The sequence below is a fragment of the Lentilitoribacter sp. Alg239-R112 genome (assembly GCF_900537175.1).
Lineage (GTDB): Bacteria > Pseudomonadota > Alphaproteobacteria > Rhizobiales > Rhizobiaceae > Lentilitoribacter.
This window is the reverse complement of the sequence record NZ_LS999833.1, coordinates 18,760-45,077: the sequence shown is the minus strand read 5'-3', so window position 1 is coordinate 45,077 and position 26,318 is coordinate 18,760. Positions and strand designations below refer to the sequence as shown.

General features: G+C 43.0%; 26 protein-coding genes and 1 tRNA gene. 9 read left to right on the top strand and 18 right to left on the bottom strand.

Annotation, left to right across the window (positions count from 1 at the left end; translation table 11 throughout):
- Positions 1–223: 223 nt before the first annotated feature.
- From G3W54_RS00260 to G3W54_RS00245, 4 genes are all read right to left on the bottom strand, one after another.
- Positions 224–1,444 carry a cytochrome b/b6 domain-containing protein gene (locus tag G3W54_RS00260; protein WP_162651159.1) on the bottom strand — a complete coding sequence of 407 codons (1,221 nt, stop codon included), beginning with the start codon at positions 1,442–1,444 and terminating at the stop codon, positions 224–226.
- Between the two features lie 82 nt (positions 1,445–1,526).
- Positions 1,527–2,120, bottom strand: coding sequence for a YceI family protein (locus G3W54_RS00255; protein ID WP_162651158.1), 594 nt, complete (start codon positions 2,118–2,120; stop codon positions 1,527–1,529).
- Positions 2,121–2,378: 258 nt separating this feature from the next.
- Positions 2,379–4,625 (bottom strand): methyl-accepting chemotaxis protein, encoded by a 2,247-nt coding sequence (locus G3W54_RS00250; RefSeq protein ID WP_162651157.1) that lies wholly within the window; start codon positions 4,623–4,625, stop codon positions 2,379–2,381.
- Between the two features lie 322 nt (positions 4,626–4,947).
- Complete coding sequence (locus tag G3W54_RS00245; RefSeq protein ID WP_162651156.1) at positions 4,948–7,287, bottom strand: methyl-accepting chemotaxis protein; 2,340 nt, start codon at positions 7,285–7,287, stop codon at positions 4,948–4,950.
- Positions 7,288–7,725: 438 nt separating this feature from the next.
- Between G3W54_RS00245 and G3W54_RS00240 the strand changes: the two genes are divergently transcribed.
- Together G3W54_RS00240 and G3W54_RS00235 are read left to right on the top strand one after the other, a co-directional pair.
- Positions 7,726–7,801, top strand: a tRNA-Trp gene (locus tag G3W54_RS00240).
- A 113-nt stretch (positions 7,802–7,914) separates the two neighbouring features.
- On the top strand, positions 7,915–9,072 hold the full coding sequence (locus G3W54_RS00235) for a phage integrase SAM-like domain-containing protein (RefSeq protein WP_162651155.1): 1,158 nt from the start codon (positions 7,915–7,917) through the stop codon (positions 9,070–9,072).
- A 43-nt stretch (positions 9,073–9,115) separates the two neighbouring features.
- Here the strand turns inward: G3W54_RS00235 and G3W54_RS00230 are convergent, their stop codons facing one another.
- Together G3W54_RS00230 and G3W54_RS00225 are read right to left on the bottom strand one after the other, a co-directional pair.
- Positions 9,116–9,991, bottom strand: coding sequence for a M48 family metalloprotease (locus G3W54_RS00230; protein ID WP_162651154.1), 876 nt, complete (start codon positions 9,989–9,991; stop codon positions 9,116–9,118).
- Complete coding sequence (locus G3W54_RS00225) at positions 9,988–11,625, bottom strand: type IV secretory system conjugative DNA transfer family protein (protein WP_162651153.1); 1,638 nt, start codon at positions 11,623–11,625, stop codon at positions 9,988–9,990. Before G3W54_RS00225 ends, G3W54_RS00230 begins: the two co-directional genes overlap by 4 nt.
- Before the next feature lie 333 nt (positions 11,626–11,958).
- Here G3W54_RS00225 and G3W54_RS00220 point away from each other — a divergent pair, with 333 nt between their 5' ends.
- On the top strand, positions 11,959–13,407 hold the full coding sequence (locus G3W54_RS00220) for a MobA/MobL family protein (RefSeq protein ID WP_162651152.1): 1,449 nt from the start codon (positions 11,959–11,961) through the stop codon (positions 13,405–13,407).
- Between the two features lie 93 nt (positions 13,408–13,500).
- On the opposite strand, the gene G3W54_RS00215 is transcribed toward G3W54_RS00220, so the two are convergent.
- The 4 genes from G3W54_RS00215 to G3W54_RS00200 form a co-directional block, all read right to left on the bottom strand.
- Positions 13,501–14,499, bottom strand: coding sequence for a 5'-methylthioadenosine/S-adenosylhomocysteine nucleosidase (locus G3W54_RS00215; protein ID WP_162651151.1), 999 nt, complete (start codon positions 14,497–14,499; stop codon positions 13,501–13,503).
- Positions 14,492–14,842 carry a hypothetical protein gene (locus G3W54_RS00210; RefSeq protein ID WP_162651150.1) on the bottom strand — a complete coding sequence of 117 codons (351 nt, stop codon included), beginning with the start codon at positions 14,840–14,842 and terminating at the stop codon, positions 14,492–14,494. Before G3W54_RS00210 ends, G3W54_RS00215 begins: the two co-directional genes overlap by 8 nt.
- Before the next feature lie 212 nt (positions 14,843–15,054).
- The gene (locus G3W54_RS00205; RefSeq protein WP_162651149.1) at positions 15,055–15,357 is read right to left on the bottom strand and encodes a hypothetical protein; all 303 of its coding nucleotides are present in this window, start codon (positions 15,355–15,357) and stop codon (positions 15,055–15,057) included.
- Positions 15,354–16,226, bottom strand: coding sequence for a phage integrase N-terminal domain-containing protein (locus tag G3W54_RS00200; RefSeq protein WP_162651148.1), 873 nt, complete (start codon positions 16,224–16,226; stop codon positions 15,354–15,356). The genes G3W54_RS00205 and G3W54_RS00200 overlap by 4 nt, the downstream gene beginning before the upstream one ends.
- A gap of 869 nt (positions 16,227–17,095) precedes the next feature.
- Between G3W54_RS00200 and G3W54_RS00195 the strand changes: the two genes are divergently transcribed.
- Together G3W54_RS00195 and G3W54_RS00190 are read left to right on the top strand one after the other, a co-directional pair.
- Complete coding sequence (locus tag G3W54_RS00195) at positions 17,096–17,296, top strand: hypothetical protein (RefSeq protein ID WP_162651147.1); 201 nt, start codon at positions 17,096–17,098, stop codon at positions 17,294–17,296.
- Positions 17,296–17,514 (top strand): hypothetical protein, encoded by a 219-nt coding sequence (locus G3W54_RS00190; protein WP_162651146.1) that lies wholly within the window; start codon positions 17,296–17,298, stop codon positions 17,512–17,514. The genes G3W54_RS00195 and G3W54_RS00190 overlap by 1 nt, the downstream gene beginning before the upstream one ends.
- A gap of 318 nt (positions 17,515–17,832) precedes the next feature.
- On the opposite strand, the gene G3W54_RS00185 is transcribed toward G3W54_RS00190, so the two are convergent.
- Genes G3W54_RS00185 through G3W54_RS00175 form a run of 3 tightly spaced genes read right to left on the bottom strand, consistent with a single transcriptional unit; the run spans position 17,833 to position 20,161 of the window.
- On the bottom strand, positions 17,833–19,209 hold the full coding sequence (locus G3W54_RS00185) for a hypothetical protein (protein ID WP_162651145.1): 1,377 nt from the start codon (positions 19,207–19,209) through the stop codon (positions 17,833–17,835).
- Positions 19,210–19,229: 20 nt separating this feature from the next.
- Positions 19,230–19,895, bottom strand: a complete 666-nt coding sequence (locus G3W54_RS00180; RefSeq protein WP_162651144.1) for a hypothetical protein — start codon at positions 19,893–19,895, stop codon at positions 19,230–19,232.
- On the bottom strand, positions 19,892–20,161 hold the full coding sequence (locus G3W54_RS00175) for a hypothetical protein (RefSeq protein WP_162651143.1): 270 nt from the start codon (positions 20,159–20,161) through the stop codon (positions 19,892–19,894). Before G3W54_RS00175 ends, G3W54_RS00180 begins: the two co-directional genes overlap by 4 nt.
- A 329-nt stretch (positions 20,162–20,490) precedes the next feature.
- Between G3W54_RS00175 and G3W54_RS00170 the strand changes: the two genes are divergently transcribed.
- Positions 20,491–21,051 (top strand): tyrosine-type recombinase/integrase, encoded by a 561-nt coding sequence (locus G3W54_RS00170; RefSeq protein WP_162651142.1) that lies wholly within the window; start codon positions 20,491–20,493, stop codon positions 21,049–21,051.
- A gap of 89 nt (positions 21,052–21,140) precedes the next feature.
- On the opposite strand, the gene G3W54_RS00165 is transcribed toward G3W54_RS00170, so the two are convergent.
- The gene (locus G3W54_RS00165; RefSeq protein ID WP_162651141.1) at positions 21,141–21,353 is read right to left on the bottom strand and encodes a hypothetical protein; all 213 of its coding nucleotides are present in this window, start codon (positions 21,351–21,353) and stop codon (positions 21,141–21,143) included.
- Positions 21,354–21,623: 270 nt separating this feature from the next.
- On the opposite strand from G3W54_RS00165, the gene G3W54_RS00160 reads away from it, so the two are divergent.
- Complete coding sequence (locus G3W54_RS00160) at positions 21,624–21,905, top strand: ribbon-helix-helix protein, CopG family (RefSeq protein WP_162651140.1); 282 nt, start codon at positions 21,624–21,626, stop codon at positions 21,903–21,905.
- Between the two features lie 144 nt (positions 21,906–22,049).
- On the opposite strand, the gene G3W54_RS00155 is transcribed toward G3W54_RS00160, so the two are convergent.
- From G3W54_RS00155 to G3W54_RS00140, 4 genes are all read right to left on the bottom strand, one after another.
- Positions 22,050–22,457 carry a hypothetical protein gene (locus tag G3W54_RS00155; protein WP_162651139.1) on the bottom strand — a complete coding sequence of 136 codons (408 nt, stop codon included), beginning with the start codon at positions 22,455–22,457 and terminating at the stop codon, positions 22,050–22,052.
- A gap of 115 nt (positions 22,458–22,572) precedes the next feature.
- A complete protein-coding gene (locus G3W54_RS00150; protein ID WP_244627802.1) occupies positions 22,573–23,946 on the bottom strand; it encodes an integrase family protein in 1,374 nt (457 codons plus the stop codon).
- A gap of 302 nt (positions 23,947–24,248) precedes the next feature.
- Positions 24,249–24,425, bottom strand: coding sequence for a hypothetical protein (locus G3W54_RS00145; protein ID WP_162651138.1), 177 nt, complete (start codon positions 24,423–24,425; stop codon positions 24,249–24,251).
- A gap of 64 nt (positions 24,426–24,489) precedes the next feature.
- Positions 24,490–24,678, bottom strand: coding sequence for a hypothetical protein (locus G3W54_RS00140; protein WP_162651137.1), 189 nt, complete (start codon positions 24,676–24,678; stop codon positions 24,490–24,492).
- Positions 24,679–24,811: 133 nt separating this feature from the next.
- Here G3W54_RS00140 and G3W54_RS00135 point away from each other — a divergent pair, with 133 nt between their 5' ends.
- Both G3W54_RS00135 and G3W54_RS00130 read left to right on the top strand, forming a co-directional pair.
- Positions 24,812–25,540, top strand: coding sequence for a LuxR family transcriptional regulator (locus tag G3W54_RS00135; RefSeq protein WP_162651136.1), 729 nt, complete (start codon positions 24,812–24,814; stop codon positions 25,538–25,540).
- A gap of 105 nt (positions 25,541–25,645) precedes the next feature.
- Positions 25,646–26,308: an acyl-homoserine-lactone synthase gene (locus G3W54_RS00130; protein ID WP_162651135.1), complete on the top strand. Its 663-nt coding sequence runs from the start codon at positions 25,646–25,648 to the stop codon at positions 26,306–26,308.
- Positions 26,309–26,318 lie beyond the last annotated feature (10 nt).

Below are 26,318 nucleotides of genomic sequence, written 5' to 3'. Positions count from 1 at the left end.
CGAACATAATTGGAATGCCAAGTATTGAGTAGAACGCGATGCTGGGGAATGTGAAATAGACACTTGATACGCTTAGATAAGTACCAATTGGTACAAGAATGCACCGAAAAACAGAAACAATCAAAGCTATTGTTACTAAGATAATCCAAGTACATTTAACAATTGTGTTTTGCAAATCAGACAATCTTAACTCCGGCGGTAAAGAACCAGAGCTAAGGTTGCATCAAGGACGGGTTGCGTCAATCGCGATATTCAAGTCAATACTGCGTCCCACACTGGAATCATCTGCAAAAGTTTCACCGATTTTAAAATCAAGTCGTTGGATTTTACCTGTGGCTGATACATTTGCCTTGCCATCTGTTTCATCGAAAGTGAACTCGATTGTGAAATCCTGTGCAACACCTGCAAGTGTCATGATGCCTTGGGCCGCAAAGCCTGTTTCGGTCTTTGTAATGTCTTCTGAGATGAAGGAGGCTTTTGGGTTTGCTTCTGCACCTAAAAACTCAGCTGATATGGCTCGTTCAGAAACATCGCCAAGGCTGAGAGAAGCAATGCCAACGCTAGCTGTAATAAACCCATTTTCAGGGTCCTCTGGATCGAACACGACATCAGCTGACCAGTCACTAAATATGCCTTTGATGGGCGTGCCGAGTTGGGTAACCGAAATTGCCAATTCGGAAGATGCATAATCGATGACCCAAGCGCCTTCAATTGCTTGTTCTGCGTTGTTAGAACTGGCATTAGCTGTTTCTACTTGCTTGGTTGCGGGTGTATTGATGTTATCAACAATGAATACCGCGGCAATGGCTACCACAATAGCTAATAACGCTACTAATTTTGGTGAAGCAGACTTAGGTTGTTCTACAGGTAATTGGCCCGTTTCCTGATAAACACCAGGAACCATGCGAGACAGCGTATCATCTTTATCTATTACGACGTGTTTGATCGCGCCAGCGATATGCAAAAATAACGATACGACAAGCACAATACCGGTGATGAAATGCGCGGTTTTGAAGAAATTGGAAAGTTCGACGCTTTTAGGAATAAAAGGCAGGTCTTGCGACAAGGGCCACCAGATAGGTGCAAACCCTTCGGCCGCCGCATGGTGCAGCCAGCCCATCACGGGCATGGCAATGATTGCGACATATAAAAGGTTATGAACGGTACTTGCAGCAAAACCTTCCATGCCACCATGAAGCGGGCGAGGATGGGGCTGGGATTTTGCCCAAATGATGCGTAAAACGGCAACTGTTAAGGCTGAAATACCAAGGGTCTTATGTAGGGAGTACAACCAGACTTTATCATTGATCTGCGCAGTGTTTTGCATCGGCAATTCATGCATATAAACGCCCATAGGGAGCAAGGATAAAATGAGTAATGCGGTGGCCCAATGTAGAGCCTGATGAATGAGGCCGTAGCTCTCTTCGGAATTATTCAGTTTCATGTGATCCCCAATTTTTAAAAAACGCGAGAGAAAAAATCTCCTCTCGCGTATTCTTTTGCTGGTAGTCTAGGTTAAGCGCGGATTAGCCGTCAACTTTACCCATTTCTACTGAAATGACGAGCTTAACTTCATCGCTGACATATGGTGCGAATTTGCCAAGATTAAAATCGCTACGGATTAATGTTGTTGTGGCGTCAAAACCAGCCCAGTCTTTTTGTGATTGTGGATGCTTACCAATTTGGTTCAGCGTAGCATCAAGTACAACTGATTTTGTTTGATCAAGGATTGTTAGATCACCAGTGATTTTTGCTGTTTTTTCACCAGTTGATTCAACTGATGTGGAAACAAATGTTGCGACAGGAAATTCTGCAACGTTGAAAAAATCTGGTGAAGAAAAATGACCAGTACGTGCATCCCAACCTGTAATCATGTCAGCAGTTTTAATTTCAAGTTGCACTGATGACTTTGAGACATCATCCATATCTAGCATCGCGGAGCCTTCAAAGCCGGAAAACATGCCGTATGTTGTTGAAAACCCCAAGTGGTTGTATGAAAATACGATTTGTGAATGACTGGCATCAAATTCATATTTGTCAGCGGCAAAGCTCGATGTTGAGGCAAAAGCTGACGATAGCAAGATTGCAGATGCGGCAAGTGTTTTGGAGAGAGTTTTCATTTTGAAAGTTTCCTTTGAATGTCGTAAATAGATAGTTTTGAATTATTTAATCTTATCTACGTGCCGGAGAGCACATTTATTCAATCTAAATTGAAATATTTACTTTTGGTAGTCAGCAAATATGTGATTTATTGTTGCAATATATGACGCAATCAAATGAAAACCCGACATGAGACTATTCTCTTGTCGGGCTTAATTATGTGCAAATTATGATTTTCTATAAAAGTGGATTATCGTTAAACAGCACAACAGAGGTGCCTAAATAGCTACTTTCTGTACTGGTAGTTCTGCATCTGCAAGTTCCTCAATATCTTGTTGAATATGCGATCCACGATTATTTGCTCGGCGTTGCCCATTGATATCTCGAGTTTTAAAATCAGCCATTAGGTCGTGTAGAAGGTGGCTTCCTCCAGCAACACGTTTTGTTATGTCATTTGTTCGCTGAACCATCTCAGAGTTTTGTTGCGTGGCATGATCCATCTCCGTAACTGCTGTGCTGATTTGATTAAGGCCAGCAGACTGCTCGCTTGAGGCTTGCGCGATATTTTGCATGTGGCCATCAATGTTGGAAACATCTTTCACAATTTCAGCAATAACATTACCTGTTTCGTTGACGAGCTTTACTCCGTTTTCAACTTCTCGGCCCGAGTTACTAATAAGTGTCTCAATCTCTTTAGCCGCAGATGCCGAACGCTGCGCAAGCTCACGAACTTCTTGTGCAACAACTGCGAAGCCTTTGCCTGCTTCACCCGCACGAGCAGCCTCAACACCTGCATTTAGTGCAAGCAAATTGGTTTGGAAGGCAATGTCGTCTATCACACTGATAATCGATGCAATTTCGCCTGATGTTTTTTCAATTTGTTTCATGGCATTAATTGTACTCGATACGACTTTATCTGAGTTTTCAGAATTCTGGCGTGCACTTGAGATGTTTGAGCTTGCCTCCTCAGCGCGTTTAGACGATTCACGCACATTGGTAGTTATTTCGATAAGTGCCGCGGATGTTTCTTCCAATGCCGCCGCTTGGGATTCTGTGCGTTTTGCAAGTTCTGTAGATGCATCTTTCAACGCGTCAGCGTCACCTAGGAGCGAACTCCCGGTGGCGCGTACTTTGCTGAGCGTACCTGCAAGGTGTAAACGTGTATCATTGTAATATTCACGAAGAGAAACAAGAACATCAGGGAAAGCATTGTCGATTGGTTGCTCGAAGTTGCCTTTTGAAAAACGTTCGAGACCAGCACCTAAAATATCAACTGCTTCGCGATAAGCTTCGTCTTGCTTGGCTTTTTCCGCTTCATGGCGTGCTTTTTCTTCATTGCGCGCTTTACTATCCGCAAGAGCTGCTGCCTCAAGTTTGCGCTTTTGAATTTCTGCTCCCTGGAAGCTTTCTAGCGCAAGTGCCATAAGGCCAAGTTCATTCTTCTGTTCCGTGCCTTGAACATCAAATTCTACTTCGCCGTCAGACAATCGACCCATATTCTCTTGTAAATTCTTCATTGGCCGCGTAATTGAGCGAGCTATGAGGAAGCCTGCAATGCTTGCAACCAGCAGGATCATGGTCGCAAACCCCAACGAGATTACCAACGATATGAACTGGCTATCAAGTGTCGTTTTTATAAATAAATGAATGTTATCATCAACCAGCTTCTCCAAGTTACGAAGTTTAGTGATCCGACTGGTCGTTGTATCAAACCATTCATCCTGATTAACGCCGCTAGCTGATAAATCATCGGCATTTTTAATAATTTTATCACGTAAAGATTGGACAGTCCCTAAGTCCATATCAGCTATCAACCTTGCATATTCTTCTTTGTGTGCTTCTGGAATGTGCCGAATAAAATTTTCGATCATAACATTTTGAGGTGCAATGAATGTCTGAATTTTTTGTATTTGTGTTTCATTAATGGAACCAGTGCCTAAAAGGCCGTTGACGAGGGCGCGTTCTTGACCTGCAAGCTCTTTTGCAGAAGAAAGATCAAGCATAGCAGTGATCTCAAGTGCAACCGTTGGATCAACAGAAAGTCCCGCACTCTCGACACCAATTGAAAGCATGTGATCAACAAGCACTGCGTAATAATTCACAATATCACCCACTTGCACCGATTTTGTATCAATTTTAGAACGAAATTCGGAGATGTTTTCAAGTTCATCCATGACGCTGTTTAAATGGCTAACGATCTCGTCGTGACCTTCCGAATTTAGGTGGTCAACCTGTTCTTTAAGTATTGCAACTTCTTTGTCAGTAGCGATACGGGCCATTATAATGGCTTCTGTAGGTTGTGTTTGCACTGAGCTAGCAAAACCCGCCGAAGTTCCTCGCTCTATCTGCGCATTGTGAGTAATGTTAAGCAGTCCCTTCACCACACCTGAAATTTGATAGAGAAATCTACTTTCTTTATACTCATGATACCCACTATACGCCTGTTGCCCTGTTACAATTAGCAATCCAGTGATGGGGATAAGAACACCTAAAGCAATTCGTTTTGATATTGAGATGTTTTTCATTGTTCTACGCACCTTATAAATCATAGAAGAAATAGTGGGGGAAGGGGTATCGGTAGGGCATTCTACAGAAAATACAACCTAAAGCATCATCATTCATTAACGATACTTTATAAGTGTATCGATATATGGTAAACAGAGTCCTATCGAATGGTGCGATTTTCTACTGGATAGATCTTTCCCTTTGTTTGCAACGCCAGAATTTGCGTTCGTTGAGATAGATGAATGTTTAGATGACAAAAACATGAAACTCATATTGCAAAACAAAACCCCCAAAGGATTACCTTGGGGGTCTGCTTTATAGCTAACTCAAGTTTAGAGGTGTTTAGAATTCATCCCAACTGTCCTCGGCAGTGGCAGCGCTTCCCATGCCGGCAGCAACCTTCTGGACCATGGCACGTGCTGGAGATTTAACAGTGTCATGTTGCTTTGCGGAAGCCACGGCAACCTGAGTTGGTTGTTTTGCGGCCTGAACAGTTTGTGGTGGGGTAGGCGCATTGCTTTGCTGTTTTGCTGTTTGTTTTGTTTGGAATTGACCAACAAGACCAGTCAGCTTTTCTGCTTCCTCAGAAAGACGGTGGGTAACTGCATTAGTCTCTTCAACCATCGCCGCATTTTGCTGTGTGACCTGATCCATTGCATTTACAGCTTTATTGACTTCATTAAGGCCTTCTGACTGTTCTGATGATGCTCTGGCAATTGACTGAATATGCGTATCAATCTCGATGACCTGCTCAGATATTGTGGTAAGCGCATCGCCGGTTGCTTTCACAAGCGACACACCAGTTGATACTTCTTCGCCAGAGTTGGTGATTAGTTCTTTGATTTGCTTTGCAGCAGTTGCGGAACGCTGAGCTAGTTCACGCACCTCCTGGGCGACAACGGCAAAGCCTTTGCCTGCTTCCCCTGCGCGCGCAGCTTCAACACCCGCATTCAATGCCAGTAGGTTTGTTTGGAATGCTATTTCATCGATAACGCTAATAATGTTTTCGATTTCACCAGATGCGCTTTCAATCCGTTCCATGGCATTTACGGCGTCTTGCACAACCTGGCTAGATTTTGCTGTGCTTTCTTTCGCAACACCAGCCTTTTCACGGGCTTCTTGTGCGCGTTCGGCGGATTCTTTAACCGTGCCTGTAATTTCTTCCAGAGCGGCGGATGTTTCCTCAAGTGACGCTGCTTGCTGTTCTGTGCGTTGTGCCAGATCATCGGCTGCAATACGTAACTCGTTAGAATTATCTCCGATCTCAACGGTCGTTTGATTGATTTCATTCATTGCAGTAGAAAGGCGGGCGATAGAGTCACCGAAGTCGCTCTTTAATTTCGCAAATTCACTTGCATATTCTGTAGAGATCCCTTTGGAGAGATCGCCGCTCGCAAGGCGTTGAAGCGCATTTCCGAGAGAGTTTACAACTGTTTCAACTTCATGTTTTTGCTGTGCTTTAATTTTCTCGTCTTTTTCTTGTGCTTCTTTCGTACGCAGCTCCTCCTCTTCGGCTTGAGCTTCCATTTCAATACGAGCAATTGCATTGTCTTTAAATACCGCAATCGCCTGTGCCATTTCACCGAGTTCTGTATTGGAGCCAAGGCCGGATATTTCGAAACTTGTATCACCTTGTGCAAGCGCTTTCATCTCGTCTGTAGTATTGTTGATAGCCTTGGAAATTGAACGAGCGATGAAGAAGCCGATGATGACTGCTGTAACTAAAGTTATTGTCGAAATTAGAATGACAATGAGCAAATGGTTAAATGTAGAACTCGTAACTTTTGTAGCACCATGAGCTATTTCTTCAGCTGCAGCAATTTCGATATCACGGAACTGGTTGATCCGTTTTGTAGAAGTAGTAAACCAATCTGTTGCTGTGAAATCCAATGGAGTGCCATCTAGCGCATAGTCAGCAATTTTTTTCCGCATCGCCGTAACAGGTGCAAGATCGACAGATTTAATAAGCTTTGTGAAATGGTCTTGGTTTCGTATGGGCTGGTTATTGATGAAATTAAATAATAATGTTTCTTGCTTACCAATATTCTTCTCAAGTTTAACAAGCCGCTCTTTGTCAACCGTACCGCTAGAAATAAGACCGGCAACCAGGCCACGCTCTTGACCCGCATATTCTTTCGCTTCAGCAAGTTCCATCATACCGACGGTTTCTAAAGCCAATTCGGCGTTATTTGCTCTTTTAGAAGCATGAAAACCGATTTCAATAATATGACCGATTTTCTTTGTATAAAAGCTCATCGCTTTTTTCAGTTCGATCTCACCATTGTTAATTTGCAAACGCACAGCTTCCAATGATCGAACTTCATCTTCAAGTTCAGCAAGCTCTTTAGCCAGTCGCATGTCATTTGTTTCTTTAATATGCTCAACAACAACATGAAGGCGATCTACTTCACCATTTGTTTCTGTTCGCGCTTTGATCAACTCAGGCTGAGGTGCTTTGGCACCAGAACCAATAAAAATTGCGGTTTGTCCGCGTTCTACCTGCAGCTTGTTTGTTAATGTAGCTAGCTCATCTATAGTTTCTGAAACATAGCTGAGAAAAACCATCGATTGGTAATTTCGATAGGCTTCCCAGATCGCAATGCCCGCGAGAATCGTAAGTCCGATGAGTGGAATGGAAATACCAAGCGCGACACGCTTAGATATAGCTAGATTTTTGAACATGAAGAACCCCATTGTCATTTCACACAGTCATAGTGTCAATTTAGCGCTCTTCATGAACGTGAAAGAGTATTAATGTTGGATGGTAAACAAAGTATTGATCACTCGTTATAAGCTTATTGAAAATGCCCGAGAATTATCTACTTTTTGGCATAAGCCTTTGAATTATAGGGATATGAGTCATTTAGCGGGATTGTGATTGATGTATGTTTTCTCGTTATTAGAATTTATAATTGTCTGTTAAGGATTGAGGCAACGTTATTCATGTGCAGAGACGTCTGTTGAACACTGACGTTAATGAAACAGCCTGTGCAGGCGGGCATATTAGTGAGCTTACAATAAAAAACACCGTAGCATTGTTAAGTATGTCGCGAATTGTTCTCATATTCCCCTTGCATTTTTTTCCCAGCTCGCTTAAACGCGAACCGGACGACATTTAATAGGGGTATAGCTCAGTTGGTAGAGCGACGGTCTCCAAAACCGTAGGTCGAGGGTTCGAACCCTTCTGCCCCTGCCATTTTTATCAATAAAATCAATGATATAGCTTTCAGATTTGACAGTGATTCTACTGCAAATTAGTGTTTCCCAAGACTTACCCAAAATTACCCATGTGATGAAAAGGTGTTGGAAATGGGCGAAACACATAAGATTCTAGGTGATAAAGTCCGCATATATCGGCGTGAAACAGGGAATAACTGGTTCTGTGCAGCATATATTGCAGGTAAGAATCGCCGTAAAAGCACTAAAGAAGACAGCCTAAGCCGCGCTAAGGAAATCGCTGAAGATTGGTATTTTGATCTTTTAGATAAGAAACGCAGCGGGGATATTCTAAGTGAACATACTTTTGACGATGCCGCACAAAAATTTATGAATGAATATGAGGTTCTTACCGAAGGCGAAAGAAATGAGCGTTGGGTGAAAGATCATTATCGCCGTATTAAAATGCATCTCATTCCGTATTTTGGTGAATTGGGCCTCTCAACCATTAACGCAGGTACTTTACAAGAATACCGCATTCATCGCGCTAATAATCCTGGTACAGATGAAAGAGGTAAAGAAAAGAAACCGCCATCGCGAAGCACCTTGCATCATGAGACGGTGACATTGCGGATGGTGCTAAAAACAGCAGTTCGTTCTGGTTGGCTTCAATATGTCCCTGATTTATCGCAGCCATATAAATCTTCTGGCAAAGTAGTGCACCGCGCTTGGTTTTCACCAGATGAATATAAGCAGCTCTATGAGGCCACACGGGAAAATATCAAACAGGCCAAGGGTACGCGGCAGACGTACTTAGCAGAGCAATTACATGATAAGATTTTATTCATGGCTAATACGGGAATTCGTCCTGATGAAGCCAATTGGCTGGAGTATAGAGACATTGACATCGTCGATGACAAAGATACCGATGAAACGATCCTAGAAATTGAAGTGCGGGGCAAAAGGGGTGTTGGGTTCTGCAAAAGCACCAAAGGCGCTGTGTGGCCTTTTAAACGAATGGTGAAACGTAATAAACCTAACCCAACAGACAGATTGTTTAGTGTTGACCACAAGAAGCAATTTAATCGAATACTGGAAGAGTTAAACCTAAAGGTTGATCGTAACGGTAATAGCCGGACACTTTATTCGTTGCGGCACAGTTATATCTCATTCAGATTGCTTGAAGGTGCAGATATCTATCAAATTGCAAAAAACTGCCGCACGAGCGTTGAGATGATTGAAAAGCACTATGCTGTGCATTTAAAGAATAGTCTTGATGCACGGGCGATTAATGTACGGCGAGGTCGGTAGTTCTCTTAAAAGAGGCAACCAAAACCATCAAACAGCGCCGCGACTAAAAGTAACTTAGCGTCTCAATTCTCTTTGTTAGCGGCGGATGGGTGCTAAACAGCCCCTCAGTATTCCAGCCAGATATGCGGGTATTTGCGTAGGGGTCTGGTTGATTGTTGAGGTGCTTTTGGTTTTGAATGGCGATTAATGCAGCGGTCATGTCGTTTGGTGATGTGAGTTGTGCAGCGATATTATCCGCTTCAAATTCTCGTTCTCTTGAAAATTTCAAGATGTATAATTCGGACAGTGGCGTAAAAACCCAACGGGCTATTTTCTTGGCTGAACGGAAGATAAGAAAAAAGGTGAGGGCTTCTTGAGCACCTCGCAAGAAGGTCATGCGATACATATCTTGATTGGCGACGTGGGCTAGTTCATGGCCAATCACAGCATCAAGTTCTTCTGTTGAAAGTTTTTCAATCGCGCCTTTGCTGAAAGCGATGAGCGTATTATCCAACCTTGTTCCCATGGCAAAAGCATTGATGTTCTTCTCTTCGTACCAGCCAATGTAAGGGATATTGGGTAGGGCGAGTTTTTCTGCTAATTCGTTTGTTCGTTTGGCAATTGGGTGTGTAGACGAGAAGAACGTAACATTATTTTGTCTTGAAGCTCGGCCATTTCCGGACAACATGTTTGCGAATAAAAAGCCGCCTATAATTGCCCAGATAGGTACGCCGATGATTGCCCACATAATGGAGGCAGAGGCCGCAGCAAGGAGTATGGGGCCTACTGTAAACCAAACAACAGGCCCCATAAAGGCAACAGCGGCGATAGCCGCAGGGAGGGCTACAATGACAGCAATGACGCCACCAACTATCGCGCTGAAAGCCATGATGAACAATGTTTCAAACATTGAGTTCGATTTAAAATTGGTCGTTTTCATGTACGTGCCTTTAACTCTGGATTACGAAACCATGGCGTCAACTGGGCCTGTACTGGCCTTATGTTGCGCATAAAATGAATGCCATTGCGACCAGAACCATCGCCGGACATAAAATGAATAACTTCATCTGGTGTCATGAGATTACGACTGGTCAGGTGAAGGTTTTCACTGATGGAGTAGGAGGTGCTGGCGGAAGTGCCGCTCGTTGTGCTCGCAGACATATTCGGTACTTCGTAGGCGACGGTTTGATCTCCGAGGTATTCGCTAACAAGTTTAGCGGTGTAGGGATCATCTGTACCAAAAAAGGTTTTGGTTTCCACTTGCAGAAAGGATTTCCAAGTGGTGGGGTATTTTTGCTCAAGTGTCGGTAAATCTTGTAGAAAGAACCACAAACGAACACCAGCACTTGCATGGGTGCGCAGGGCGGACACAAAGCGATCATCACTATCCAGTGCTAAAAACTCATCAAGCACGAACAATACGGGAATTTCTGGTTTCGTTTTGTTCTCCAGCATGGCGTTGAGAGCAGTGGCAAACACCATGCGCACAAACGTAGAATAAGCTTCAATCTCCTCAAATGGCAGCATGAGATACACGGTGGCTGGCTTGTCTTTGAGGTCTTTAAAGTTGAAGAAGGAATGTGCCGTTGCTTTCTGTAGTCCTTCGTTATCCCAAATACGCATGTGCTGGTTGATACTGTCCATAACGCGCGGTTTGCCCGTGTCATTTGATTTGGTCCAAAAGTTACCTGCTGCATTTTGAATGGATGCTGGTAAATGGGTTTGGCACATCTCTTTAAGGAGATCGTAGAAGCGTTTATTTAAGGAGGAAAGGTGGGTGCGAATAAACGACAGATTACGATCAGACTTTGGCCGATAGCACGCCACATATTCGATGACAGCGGATAAAAAGCCAATGGCCTCGTGGTCAAAGAATTGCTGTTGCGGGTTATTGGAACGAGGGTAAATAACCTCGGCGAGCTTCGTCGCGCTCAGGCTGTCTTTGACACTATCTAATGGATTAAAACTGTCAGTAAAACTATTGAGCGGTTCAAGGCCAAAAGGATTAAGAACATAAACAGGGCCAACGTTCTCCTCGCGCCATTTTGATGTAAGCGCAAAGAGTTCACCTTTGGGATCAAGAACAACAGCTGACCCTTTGTATTGCAACAGATTAGGAACGATCTGTAGCGTACTTTTACCCGTGCGGGTTGGCGCAATCGTCAATAAATGGCTCTCACCGTTCCATGTGAGTGCTTCATTGCCGTAATGCCCCAGTGACAGACCTTTACCGTTATTTGGAACCAGTATATTTTGCCGCATTAAATCTGCTCGTTGGCTCCATCGCGCAGAGCCATGAATGGGCGGCGGGTTGTTGCGTATATGAGTTTGCTTGTCGCGCAGCGCGTACGCTTCTTGTGCTTGCGCTAAAATGCTGGTTGGGTCTCGGCCTGCTTTGGCGGCCTCAACGGCTGCATCAATGGTGATGGGGTCATAGCCTTCTTTTTGAAGGCGGCGTTTTAAGCTCCAGCTAGACATGGTGCGATAAACATCCACGCCCGTCTTTGCACTCTTGCCAATGTCGTCAATTGAAAAGCCCACAGCGTTCTTAATATCAAATGGGTTGTTACTCACATTTACACTCCCCGAAACTCGTGGTGTATAACTTAGGCATTGCAACTTAAAAGAGTCAATACTAAGCTCGGCAACCTGTAGAGCGCACTTACAGGTTGCCCAACTTGTATTACAGGTTTGAATAAAGCAGCCCAAGTTGGTCAACCTATAACCGCGTTTCAACGGCGTTCCGCACGTCAAAACGCGGAGTGCGGTAGGGGCGACCCCCTACAACCCCCGCACTTACCGTGCGGATGGGTTTTTATAGGAAACGGCGTGCCGTTTGACAGATTTAGAAGGAAACCAACAGCGCGGCTCGCCGCACTTGTTGGATAAATTGTACTTGGTGAGGCTATGCAGGACGGAAATATCCATTGCCATATTGGCAATGTTTCAGCCAAAAATGAAGATGTGAGGCAGCGCAGCGCGATTGTGGCGGCATCCTATCAGTCGGGCGAAACGCTGTTTAGCGATAAGAGAAATAAAGAGATCATCGCGCGAGACGCGGGTGATGATGATGTGATTTTTGCAGAGATTTTTGCGCCAAACGGAACAGCGAATTGGGCCAAAAATCGTGCTCAACTTTGGAATGCAGTAGAAAAAAATGCCAAGCGTAAAGATTCGCGACTAGCAAAAAAGATTGAAGCGGCGTTCACGCGGGATGTTCCCGCACGTGATCGCATTCAGCTTCTCAAAGATTTTATTAAACCGTTTGTTGCGATGGGCTGCGTGGTGGATGTGGCCATTCATAACGATCCAAAGGATCATAATCCCCATGCGCATATTTTACTGACGACCTTTGCGTTAGATCGTGATGGATTTAGCGGCAAGATTACAGCAATTGATACACGCAAGTTTATTACCGAAACGCGCAAAGCGTGGGCGGATATAACCAACCTATATTTAGAAAAATCGGGATCATCCCTACGGGTTGATCACCGCAGTTATAAGGCCCGTGGGATTGAGGCGGAACCGACCAAGCATCGCGGGCCTCATCGAGATGCTTCGCATCACCATGAAAATACTTCTCAGCCGATAGTGCATGAACATGCACAGGTTGAAGAAACATCAAACGAAATGGAACGGCCTGAACAGGAGAGTGACATGCAAGAGCCAACTCAAACAGATAAAGAACTTTATCCAAACTTGACGCAAAGAGATGATTGGCCACCGAAAGAGGTCCCCACCCATGATATGAAATTAGCGGAGCGGGAAGAGCTACACCGTTACTGGCAGGATCAAAAACTTGAACGGATAGAGGAACAAGAACTTGTACCGCCAGAATATGAGGCGCAGTCGCTTGAATTAGATGTTGAGCAAACGTCGGAGCTTCAGCAAGATGCAACATATATACCGCAGGATGACCGTGCCTCACGTCACGAGCTTTACAAGCAAGATTTAGAAATGGATGCGGCACGGCGTGAACGTATAGAAAATGCACAAAAAAGTGTCTATCTTCGCGCATCCAATATGTATCGAACCTACCAAGAAAAACAGCTTTTAGAAGAAGCTGCTGAAATGGGTAAATACGCTGTCCAGGCTGCGAAAGATGTTATTTTAATGCGGCGAATGCAGGAAATTCAGAGGCAAGATGATATTGACAGAATAGGTGCTTATCAAAAAGCTATTAAGCAGCCAATGATCGAACGCCTCAAAAACTATTTGCAACTACCTGAAGCGGAAAACGATCATCCGGTGCCTGGGCCATATCGTGAACCTCGCCATCCCAAGGAAATGGATGAGGCTATGAACGAAATGATACAGGAACTCGAAAGGGAGCCGGAACAAGATAGGGAGCGTTAGCTTCTTTTAAAACACTATATAGAATCATTATTATGATAATATTTTAAATCGAATTTTTATATGTCTACTGATAGATGACTGGTGAAAAATCGACTACTTACTCCGTTTTCTTATGATCTCTGAAATTGTATAGCCAACGTTTCGCATTGCATGATTGCGCCATTTATAATCTAAATTATCTGTAACATGTTTTAACCCAACATAATCTGAAATGCCTCGAACGATTAAAGCGTCAGGTCTTTTGCCTTTTGGTAAAATGTTAATTGTTTGAAGAAAGCCATAAGATTCCATATCTACTGCTGGGCAATCGTCGAATAAAGTAGCATTTTTGCCTGAGATGCCTTCTGCAAACTTGCGGCTGTCTAAAACCTTTTCCCAAGAAAAAATAGCAGTCTTATCGCCACGAAAAATTTTACAATCATGATCAGAATATTCGATTTCATTTTTATTAAGAGAATTGGTTACGCTTTCTTGCAATTCAGTACTTTCAAGTTTTAATTCTGAGAGGTAATCCTTAAGTGCAAGGTATGCTGAACCGTCAGTATCGAAAAAGTTAGCACTTTTTTGTTTAAATCTCATATAAAAGTCATTCTCTTGAAACATAGTTATTTTTTCTAGAGCCTGTGTGTGTTTTTTTTCTTTTTCATAATTTAGATAATCACCAACCTTATCATAACCGAGATATCGAACTTCGAATGGGATAATAACGTCACCAAGTTTTGTTTTAAGCGGATTCAATCCACCTGCAATGCCTGCGCTGATGATCATTGATGGCGAATATTCACTTATTACGTACCCTGTGATTGCTGCAGAGAATGCGTTTCCCATCTGAGTAGAACAGAAAAAACCAACTTTATGGAAATGTTCACCGATAGCGACTTCGATAATCTGGCTTGTTAAGGTCTGATTATCTCTCTTTTCTTCCTTTGCTGGTACTCGTCCAGATGGTCTGCTCGCATTTATCAAAATAAATTCCGCCAATGCACCTTTGATCGTGGGTACGATTACGTCAAATTCTTTAATTGTTGGAATTATTATTGCAAAAGAAAGCGGGCTCTTGCCCGCCATCCGCTTAAAGGTTTCATTACTCATGGAGTGTAAAAATCCGTCCGTAAAAATCTGCCCTAACTATACCAAAACGTGTAGAGCAATGTCCCATGAAACTTACTGTCATATTTTCACGGATATATTTTGATATGGATTTTGTGAACATTTCAGGTCTATAGTAAGTTAAAATACAGCGATCTTCGATTCCAGTCAGATGGAATTTCATGTCAAAGTATTTTTCGAGTTCAAATGCGAATGCATCAATCTGACCAGATCTCAAAATATGAGGTTCACCTTCAAATTGTACTAGTATGCATTTCCCTTTGTTATGAGGAAGGGTGGGTTCACCTTGTAAAAGTCGATGTAACATTGGTAGTGCTGCAGACAATATTATCTCCTTTGCGGTTAGAAAATCCGATTCTTGTATTCCGCTCAATGGGCGATCATAAAAAATCGGGGGAAAAGTGAAGCTTATGATGTTAAATTGTATTGTAACATCTAACTAAGGTTGTGTTGAGTTTTAAGCCGCTAATGCCTATAAAATAGGCGTTTTTATGGGTTTTGTTGAAATGCATTTGTCCAACATGAAGGTTAGTCCTCTCACCAGTTGATCACAAGCTCATGGTACTTGCCGTAAGTACGTGGTCTTAGTTTATCTGCTTGGATAAATGTTTCTTCCCATGAGTAATGAAATCCATTCTCATCTAGCCATTGAAGAAGTGCTTGTGTTGCAATCTCATCCTTGAGTTCATGCGGATGACTTTGAAAGATGCGCAGTTGGCAGTGGCCATCGCTGGCTTTGTTTTTTATAAAATCTTGGATTCTTTGGATGTTAAAAAGCATGTGTGCATAGTCATGGCGGGAGGCTTGCGTCTTTGCTCTTATGTCTTCAGCATAATTCATCGCATTGCCTTTCCAAGATAAATATCGGTAATCGCAAGGCGGCTATGGCCCAGCTCATTTGAAATCATACGTCTTGCCTCTCTGTCTTTAGCTCTTTCTTGCTTGGTCATGTCGCGCCAGCGTTTACCGCCAGCGTGAGGGCAGGGCATGTCTGTGAGCTTTGCATATCGCCATTGGGCGTATTTATGTCTTAGGCCATGGGTATTTCTAAGACCCGCTTTAAGCGTCTGGTATTCATAGGACTTAAGCTGTTTTCTATAAGATTTATCAGATGGGATTAATGAGCCTTTGCCTGCAATGCGTTGCGCTAAATCTAATACTTTGTATTGATGGGCGCTGGTTATTGGAATTTCTCGATAACGTCCGCCTTTTGTCCAGCTTCCTTTCAGCTTAATTCTATCTTGCCCCATGGCAAAGCTTGGTTGGAACTTCATAGCTTCTTCACGTCTCAGGCCAAATGCGGCCTGTAGTAATAGGGCAGCTTTGACATGTGGGCATTCTATAGCGTTGAGTTTCTCATGATCGAGAGATTGTGCTCGATTGATCTCAATTGTGTTGCGGTCTGCTGCATTATATGCGCGATTATTCCGTTCAATAATCGCTGATTTATTAATCTTTTCTGCCCACCATCTCAGCCAACTTAATCTGTTTCTAATCGTTGCAGGTGTGCAATCTGTGTTCTGCCATGTTTCTACCAAAGCATGGACGTGTTTTGGTTTAAGGCTATGCGCAGATTTAAGTTGATACCCTAGTGAACTTAGTTGTTTAGCCATAGCGGTTAGGCCTCGCTGGCGGTTCTTCTGTGTGCCAATTGAACCGTCGCGGTGGCGACGGCTTATCTTTACAAGGTCCATCGTGAGATGATCCATATTCTATTCTTTCATTTTGTTGGTTAGTGTTCATGGTCGCTACGTACCCGTGGGTGGCATAGCCCGCATAAGACTGCGGTAAAGACCGATAGTCTGTTTCTCCTTTCGATGTATTGCGGGAAAGACGAGGGCATAAAAAAGCACCCGAAGGTGCTTGTTTCATACCGTGCCCAGATGGGCGCTGTATTCTATAAATACAGTTTAATTTCCGCACGGTGGCGGTCGTGGACAGCATAGCTTCATGGCTATTTCCTTTGCAGTTTACAAGTAAAAATATGAGGTGATTAGTTTGGATGCACGTTCCTTACAGTGATCGGCATCGTGATAAAATCATGGTATAGATCGTTGCTTTTGTCCAAAGTATTCGTCAAAAAATGACAAAGAATCTTGGTGTCATCATTGGACCGTCATTGCCTAAGAGTGCGGGTCATCCCTGCATGGCAGCCGTTTTCGGCAGAGCCGTCACTACCCGATTTCGTCTAGTGACGGCCTGCACGGGCAGCGCATTGCGATGTGTCCAACATCATACATTTTGCTGCACCGCCTTTTCGCAAACAACCATTTTATGAAGTGGGGTGTGTTTATGGATTGTCCCACCTTCCTTATGCAGCCTTCATCCTGACCAAGTGCATTGTTTCCAAGCTGTAAAATAGTCATGGTTTGTGGTCGTCTGTTTTGTGATTTCTCACTTTTTAAACCTCAGCGCTTCGCAATCGGATCGTTTGTGAACATGAACGTTTGCAGCCCCACCGCAAGTCGTCTTCCGCACCAAACCGAGAAGAGACATTGCGTCGTTGCTCAAGCGCACGTTCCTTAAAAATTCACAACCGAAGCGAATGGCGCTGAGGCAATTAAAAAGGAGAAATAAAATGACAAAACAAAACCACAAGCCAACACATGAAATCTTTCACGTCGTTGGAGAAAACGACAATGCACGTTGGACGAAAATAGGTGTTGCCTGGCAGCATAAAGACGGCGAGGGCATGAACCTTGCGGTGAACTACACACCTCTTGTTGAGGGTAAAATGGTTGTTCGCAAAATCAAGATCAAAACAAAGGAGGCTGCATAATGCCTCTTCTCAAATCACATCTCAATGCGCTGGCCCTCAACGGCCAGCGTTCTTTTGACATAGAGGTGGAGGAAACAATTATTTACGAAATAACAGTGGATGCCATAGATTTAGAAACAGCCATCAACAACGTGCATACGTTGTTTCTTGATGATGAGCGATCTGAGCTTCGAGAAGCTCATGAAGCCATCCATTCTCTAATTACAAGCCCTAAATAGGGATGGAGATTACAAGGGGCCCGTCCCCTCTAATTTATATTTTCCAAACCCGCTGTGACGCCATTCAAAGAAACCCGCGATTGAATGAGTTTACCTACCCCATCTTGATAGGTCACCACAAGGAAGCATTTAGGAAACTTGTTATAAGTCAGATTATTTTGAATTTGATGTTGCAAAAAGTAAATATAATGAAGCGTTGCTTGAAGGTTCGGAAGGTCTCTAGTTGATGTTTGAGTTGTAACATATTTTTATGTTTTTCTAACTATTCATCGCACTGAGGTTTTGAATGACATTAAGGGTCTGTTCCTTTTATGATAATCAAAACTTCGTCTTCACATCAGATGACTGCTTCAACAGTTTCTCCTCTTTCGTATCAGTCGCACTTTTGAGGTTACGGTACAGATACATAACCGTATCAAAGATAAGGGGAACGTCCACCATGGTTGTGGTGAGGTTTTTTAGAAATTGGCCACTCTTATCATATTTAACTTTGATGTAAGGGCCGCAAGTTTTAGCAATTTGGCTGTATTGGTTTTCAAAGCGGCTATAGTTTTGGGTTGAAGCAGCAACGTTCCACGTTGGTTCATGAATTTTCTGCGCATCAAAGCATTCAATTGGGTAAGATTCACCAAAGGCCTTCCCCGTGTCTGGATTAAAAAACCAAACAATACTTCCGCTTAACTTATCATTACTTTCATACCAGATGGACGGGTTGCCGTATTTCGCCTTTAAACCCTCGTTGTAGATCGTTTTAAAGAGCGGTGGTTTAGAATTGCGACCTGATGTTTCATAAAATAGATCGCGTTGAGTTGTAAGAACCCGCTTGCCCAGCAAGTCAGGTGATAAAGTAACTTTGATATATTCGCGTAGGTGAGGTTCACTCTTGCGCCATGTTGCCGAGTAATCAAATTTGATGGTCGTATTTGATCGGGTAGTCGTGCCAAAATAGGTGGCATCTGTATCATTAAAGTCAACGCGTTCTACGCCAAGGTGCTTTGTCACTTGTTTGGCAACGGTTGAATAAGCCATGCCTGTTTTAATGCCGATGATATCAACCTTGCTATGCGCGTAGGTATCTTGTTCTACAATGGGTTTAAAGCATTCATCGAGCGCTTTACTTGAGCCTGTGAGGGGGAAAGTAAGGTATTGATCTTTGTCATAACGAAAGAGGATTTCACTCCCCGCTTTCATGTTTTTGAGAGTCCCTTTGATGCTAGACCATAATATCCAACGGTCATTGTCGAAACGAACCCGTTCGCCGCCGCCAATCAATTCTCCCTTAACCCGATTAAAAATACCCCAGAACATACCTTTCGATGGTGGGAGGGTTTTGGTGGGTTCAATAAAAAAGCTAATGCCGGGATCTAGCGAGCTGCCTTCACCGCTTTCGCAATGAATAATCAATTTTCCATCTGCGCTGGTCACCATCGCGTTATTCTTACCAAAGGCTTCCCATTCGCTGGCTTCCCCAAACACGCTGGATGCCAGCCAAATGCCTGCGCCAAGGAGCGGAACAAGAAAGATGGAACACCCCACGTTCTTACTTTTATTGGATTGAGCTCTACTCGTCACACGAGCTTGGCCACGCATATATCCACGCTCAGCAACACCAAAATGACCGCCGCAAGCAGGGCATTTGGAGGCGTTGGGCGCGACTGGTTTTTCACAAAATTTACATGTCCACATGGTTGTCATGGGGTTTCTCCGAATAATATTTAGATTTTTGGGATGACTTTGCCGCGATAGACAGCTATGCGGCATTTATTGATATGAATTGTGCGATGTTGGAAAACGGTCACGTTACGGCCATAACCAACATACCCATAACGAGGCGTTGTGTCGTAGCTGCTGATTTTGTCTTCAACGCGGTGAATAACGCCTTCAACCATGATGTGATCCCACGCGTTGCGGTCATTTTCGCGGTTGTTGAAGTTTGATTGCATGGTACCGCCCGTGGCTTGATTAACGGCCTTCCAGTTGGAGATATGGCAAGTCACGGTTGATGTAAAAATACCCTTATTGCTTTGCAAACAATCAAGATAATCCGTACCGCCGCCATATCTAAAATAGCAGTCCCGATTGTTTTCTGACGTAATGCGGGGTGCTATCTCAATGGCTGCACGATTGCTCTTAATGTTGAGCTTATGGACATAGCCAACCATGCCGCCGAATTTGCCTTTGTTAGCGCCCACAAGCGCAACAGCTTCGGCACGGGTTGGAATGCCGTGGAAATGGCTTTTATGGCCGTCTCCGCCAAGCCAGACGAGGTCTGGCTTAAGGTTTGCTTGTTTTACTGTTTGCTGCCAGTTGCCGAGTATTTCTGTATCGGTGACGCAGCCAGCGAGAACCAAAGCAATAACGGGATAGATGATGCGCTTCATGAGTCTTCAGCCGCCAGATTGATTTCAATCACTTGAGATGCGGGCTTTGAACCGTGGATAATCAGATAGCCAATGAGGAACGCCCAGCCAAAGATAGGGACGATGAGGCCAAGAATAATCATAGCTGCGCTTAGTGGCGCTTTGTTCTTCTGCATAATGGCTTTGGTATCGGTGCGGTTTGCAACCGTAAAACCTTGATTGAGATAGCCAGTTACGGCGCTATCAATAGCCGCAGATGAGCTCACCTGAATAGTTTGAACAGACATAAAATGTACTCCATGACAGAGCAAAAGAAGCGTCACAAAGACTTTGCGGCCACCTTCTGCTAAAGTAGTGATATGAACAAAATTGGTGTATTTTGTTCACACCTCAAAAAAGCCCAAAATACAGCTTGAAATAGAGATTCCTGTTCATGTAAGGTTCATAGACGGCCTGATACGCAGGGCGCTAACCCATTATTGTTAATGGGTGATTCAAATTAGTGAACAAAATACACCAATTTTGTTCACAAGATTATGGCGATTATTCTGAAATAAGAGAGAGCTAAAAATATCGGCTGGTTGATACCAAAAGCGCTTACAAACAGGAGCGTCTAATGCGTCAATCAACTCACTCAATTTTCTCATCAAACGGCAGCCGTAAATATCTTACCAGCAATGAGCGCGAAGCTTTTAAGCAGGCGCTCAATTGCTTAGGTCCCACAGAGCAATTATTTTGCCTGACCTTGCTCTACACAGGATGTAGGATTTCTGAGGCGTTATCACTATGCCCAAGTAATATTCATGTGGAAGAGGGGTTTATCGTTTTTCGCTCGCTCAAAAAGCGCGGGCGGATTGTGATGCGCTGCGTGCCAGCACCGCAAGATCACCTTGCCGCACTATTTGATTTGACGTTATTAGAAAATAATCGTCTATTCCTTTGGGGCAGAACACATGCTTGGAAGATCATCAAGCAAGCCATGGGTCAGGCGGGCATAACAGGCATCAAAGCCACCCCGAGAGGCCTACGTCACACCTATGGCACGCGCGGTGTCATGAAAGATATTCCCCTAGACCGCATCCAAAAGTGGTTGGGCCACAAAGACATCCAAACCACATTCATCTACACAAATATCATTGGCCAACAAGAACGCGAGCTGGCTGAAAGGGTTTGGTAAAGCGTTCCAATTAATGTTGTTCTGCAGAAAGATGCACAAAATAAAACCCTGCTCACAAAGGGCAGGGTTTGGATTATATTCGTAGATTTTTAGAAAATTATTGCAATCAGAATGCCGATGACCCAAGGGTTATTTAATATCGATGATTTTGAAACCTGTGTATCTTCAGGTACGTGCTTTGCGTCTAATCCGTCAAATTCTTCCTCTCTATAATATTCACTGATAATTTCACCTTCTCCTATTCTAATTTTGAATCCTTTAGCCTTTCGTTTGATTTGCCTTGTTGGGCTGCGTGCAGACATGGCTTCCTCCTATGGTTTGCCGTCTCGTGAGGGGAATATTGAATTTTCATAATCTTTTTCCTTGAAAGTGTTAATTGTGAATACAACTTCTAATATAATCGATTTGACTAAAATGTCAATATGTGTATTACAATATATTACACTGTACGTAAAAATATTATATACCTTGAAATTATGTGTTGACATACTATAATATGATATATAATTTGTATGCCAAATGATTGTGCATATTGAGACATCACTCGCATCACCTTTGAAAGGAGTGTCACTATGACATCCAATATCGCTACTATTAAAGAGCGTAAAACTAGAACTAGTAAGCCTAAACAAGCAAAAGAGCGTTTTTCTATATCTTTGTCCCAATCTTCAGCTCAAGCCTTTGAAGAGCTCAAAGAATTGACTGGAGCAGATACAGATTCTGAAGTATTCCGCAATGCGCTGAGAATGCACAGAATGTTATTGCGTGCTCATATGGACGGGAAAAGGTTTCTTATTCATGATGAAGGAAATAACAGCACAACTCCGCTAAATTTATTTATTTATACGGAGTAGATTAAAGTGGAATAGCTCGAACAAAAGGCAGCCAATTGGCTGCCTTTTAAATTTGAAAAATACTATTCATTACACTGTATTCGGTTTCTTCTTACAAACGGTTTCACTTATTATAAGGCAGCTTACACATTTGCTGTCTTATTTTTAATTTGTCGCGCATCGCTGACGATGAAAGTGATCCCATGCATTAGCAACGTCTTCAAATGTCCATTCTTGCAGGCGACCATGATCAGGTGAGGGGCGGTTGAAGCATTTATTGAGGGTGCTTTCTTCCTTGAATGTTTTAAACCATGACATGGATTTAGGTTTGCCGTTTTTCGATGGGTTAAGGCGGCGGATATGGCGGCCATTTGCCCATTCCTCTCTTGGGTTTTCGATACTGTTTCTATCTTGGATATAGGTTTGTAGGCGTTTGGTTTGTTTCTCAATTGGATTGGTATTGAGTTCGGCCTTAAATGAATTTAGTATTTGTGTAGCGCTGATGCGCCCAACTTCCTCCAACATCTTCTTTAGTTCTTCTTTGGTCACCACAAGTGCTGCTGTCCCCTGCATTTTTATCTCCCGATTATTCATAAAAAAAAGGCACCGATTGGCGCCTTCTTGGATTGGTGGGATTTTCTCCCGATTCTGGTTATATTAGGGGTCAAGTTGTTGCAAAAGTCAAAGATTAAACACCAAGAAGTTCGCCCAGCCGTTCAGCAACAGGTCGCATAGGATCCACAAATCCGAGATCATAAATCATCGTTGTTTCAAGGTTACCCTTGTGATCCACGTAATGGCTTACGTCTTCACGGTTGATGCCTTGGCCAGTGAGCATGAGTGAAATCGCTATACGTTTAACATCGTACAATTGGAAGTGGTTTGGCACGCCATCAAGCTTTTTAAAACGACTTAGGGCCTTGTTAAAGTTATCACGCGGTTTGGTGAAATCTGTGTGAGATGGAAAGACTAGATTGGATTCAGGCCAGCGTTGTTTTTGTTGTCTCACAAGTTCAGCGACTTTTGGGTGAATGGGCACAGAACGGTAGGCGTATTCATAGGTAGCCTTAGAGAGCTTAATACCTTTGGTGTTGTGTTTATGCCAGATAAGGCGCTTGAGATCGAAATGATCAAATTGAGCTTGTTTTAGCTCATTAGGCCTTGCCATTGTGAGAAACAATATGCCTAGAAAATGGCACAGCTCGTCCATCTGCGCGTTTTGATGGTGTAATGCGCCGCGTTTAAGGGCTGCTATTTGTCGTTCTCTTGGTGTTGCATCAAGGAGTGCATTGCTTGCCTCAATCGGTGGGTTAAAAATATAAGCGGCGAGGGTGGCGATATCTTCTGGTGTATAATCTCTGCGTTGGCGAATAATTTTACGGTTTTGATGTGGTGAGCAAGGATTACGGATATCAATCAACTGCATTCGTATAGCCCAGTTATATAAAGCTTTAAGTTGTTTAAGGGCAGCATTCGCGATGTGGTCTGAATTAATTTTATGAATAAACACGCCAATATCGGATGGTGTTATATCTTTTGCAGCGGAATCTGCATGGGTTGCGCCAAAAGCGATGAGGTTTGAGTTCATATTTCTGCCGCGTTTGTTTTTGGTGTTTCTTTGCTTAGCGTGCCATGGTGCAATATAACGGGCATATTCTTGCTGGTATTTTGGAGAAAGTTTACAAATGTGCGTATCAAAATACTCGTCTACAATATCTCTAAAGGTGAGGGCATGTTTTCTACGATAATTGGTTTTAATAGCGTCTGGGTTTAAGCCAGATTCAATCTGAATATCTCTTTGCTGAACAAGTAGTCGAGCAGATGAAATACCTATTTTCTCTGCTTTGGCAATGACAGTTCGTTTTCGTTTGCCATTAAAGTGAAAGGTGTGAATGAAAGATTTAGCACCTTGGCTGGTAACGCGCAGCCCTAAGCCTGCTTGTGCGCCATGGCGAATATTACCCTCAAGTGTTTTAGGGTGATCCCAGTAAAGAATTTGGTCCTTGTTAGAAGGACATTTTACATTCAATATAAAGCTGTCTGTTAGATATAAACGTGGCACCTCATGTAACACCCATGTAACAAATTAGTCTTAAAAATCGCCTAAAAACGACTTTTGCATAAGCTTATAATACCCCATTTTATCTATATAAAACAGTTATTTATTGGGTTTTTATGGTATTAATATTGTATGCCGTTTTGTCGCTTCTAAGCAGACGGTCGGGGGTTCGAATCCCTCTGGGCGTACCATATATTTCAATGACTTATCTTAAGATTTATTTGTCCAAGAATTTCTATGTAACAGTTATGTAACAATTGAGATTGTTAGAAGGTCTTAAGTGGAAAAATCATACGAAGTTAAGTTTAAGCATCATTAAGATTTTGATTAATGAGCATTTGAAGTTCATTAATCAATTGTTCGCACAAATAAGCAGCCATATCATCGCCAGCATTTTCAAGTTCAGTCCGAAGTAATTCTAAAGCAGTTATCTGTGTTGATTTTTGCGCGATATATTGTTTGGTTGGTTTGTTTTTATTCATTGGAGTGACCTACATTTACACGTGAATGAATGGATCTTACCTCAATCAAATGAGAAATAAACGTTTAAATTGTAGTGAGTTGTGATTCTTGATTTGCAAGTTTTTTGAACACATCAAACCAAAATAGTGCTTTATCCCGCTCGCCGTTTCGCTCTGCTATGAGTGCACGCGTGAGGACTTCTGAACCAGCAAGATCACCATAGCTTTCCAAAGAACTTAAAATATCCTCGATACTCGCGTCTGAAACGTTCATTTGTGCCTCTAATAGGTAATTTATCCAGCGTTATATTAAGGTAACCATTTTGTCACTACGTACATATGTACGTGTAGGGTTGCTTGCCTATTAGAAATTTTGCTAAGGATATTTGGGCGGACAGGGGTAAGCTATGGAAGAACAAGAACAACGTCGGATTGAAACGTTCGAAAAAATCCAAGCGGCGGAAAGTGTTCAAGAGGGCGTTCATATCCTGCGGGATAACTACTCTATTGAACATGCTTCATACCATCTTGCGCAAACTGTTGCTGGGAGCGTTAACATAGATGCGCCCTATGTTAAAACAACATATCCTGCTGAATGGGTTGGGCATTATGTCATGAAGGGTTACGTCAATGTAGATCCTGTAATTAAAGAGGGCGTAAAGCGCTTGCTTCCCTTTGACTGGTCTGAGTTAGAACCTGACGAAAGTGCAATTGGTCTTTTTACTGATTTCCAAACTTTTGGCTTAGATCCAAATGGATATTCAATACCAATCATTGATAAAGTTAGCCGTCGTGCCCTTCTTTCTCTTAATGGCGGTAAGGATGGAGAAGACTGGAGTTCAATCGTCGAGCAATATCGTGAAGACTGGTCAGAACTAGGTTATGTTCTTCATAAAAAAGCTATCTCTGAATTGTTTGGCGAGAGTGATCCAACACCTGCGCTAGCACCCCGTGAATTAGAAGTCCTACATTGGACTGCACTAGGAAAAGACCACAAAGATATAGGCGTCATTATCGGTATTTCTGAGAATACAATTCGTTCTTATTCAAGGTCAGCACGTTATAAATTGGACTGCTCTTCACTATCACAGGCTGTTGCTAAGGCGATCCAGATGAGATTGATAAACCCGAAATAAGGCACGTACATTTGTACGGGTACAGTTGTGTCGGTACATCTGTAGGAATATTCAAAAAACAAAATAGACGTCATGTTTACCTCACAAACAAAACCGGAGGCAGATATGTTCATCACAATACAAGCTCACGAATACCATAAGTACCCAGAACTCATGGATCAGATGTTTAGACTGCGTAAGCGTGTGTTTGCCGATCAGTTGGGGTGGGATGTTCCGGTCATTGGAGAATATGAAAAAGACGTCTATGACAATCATCAACCAGCTTATCTGATGTGGTGCGATAATACGTGCATGGAGCTTTATGCTGTTGTGCGCCTTATGCCAACAACAGGTCCGACTTTGTTGTATGATGTTTTTAGAAAAACCTTTCCAAATGTCGTTAGTTTCGAGGCTCCAGGAATTTGGGAGGCAACTCGCATGTGCATGGATATGGATAGTATAAAGGCTGATCACCCAGATATGGTTGCGGGGCGTGCTTCTGCATTAATGTTAATTGCAATGTGTGAAACGGGGCTTGCACACGGTATTCATACGATGATTTCCAATTACGAACCACAGATGAAGCGCATCTATCAGCGTTCAGGGGCTGCTTTTTCAGAGCTGGGGCGCGCAGATGGATATGGAAAACGTCCTGTTTGTTGTGGTCAATTTGAAATAAGTCAAACAGTTTTAAGTTCAATGCGTGAAAAACTGACTGTCACAGAGCCTCTATATGTCACATCTAAACCAGAGCGGAATATCGCAAGTTACTTCAGTCATGCAGCTTAGGAGGTCCCCC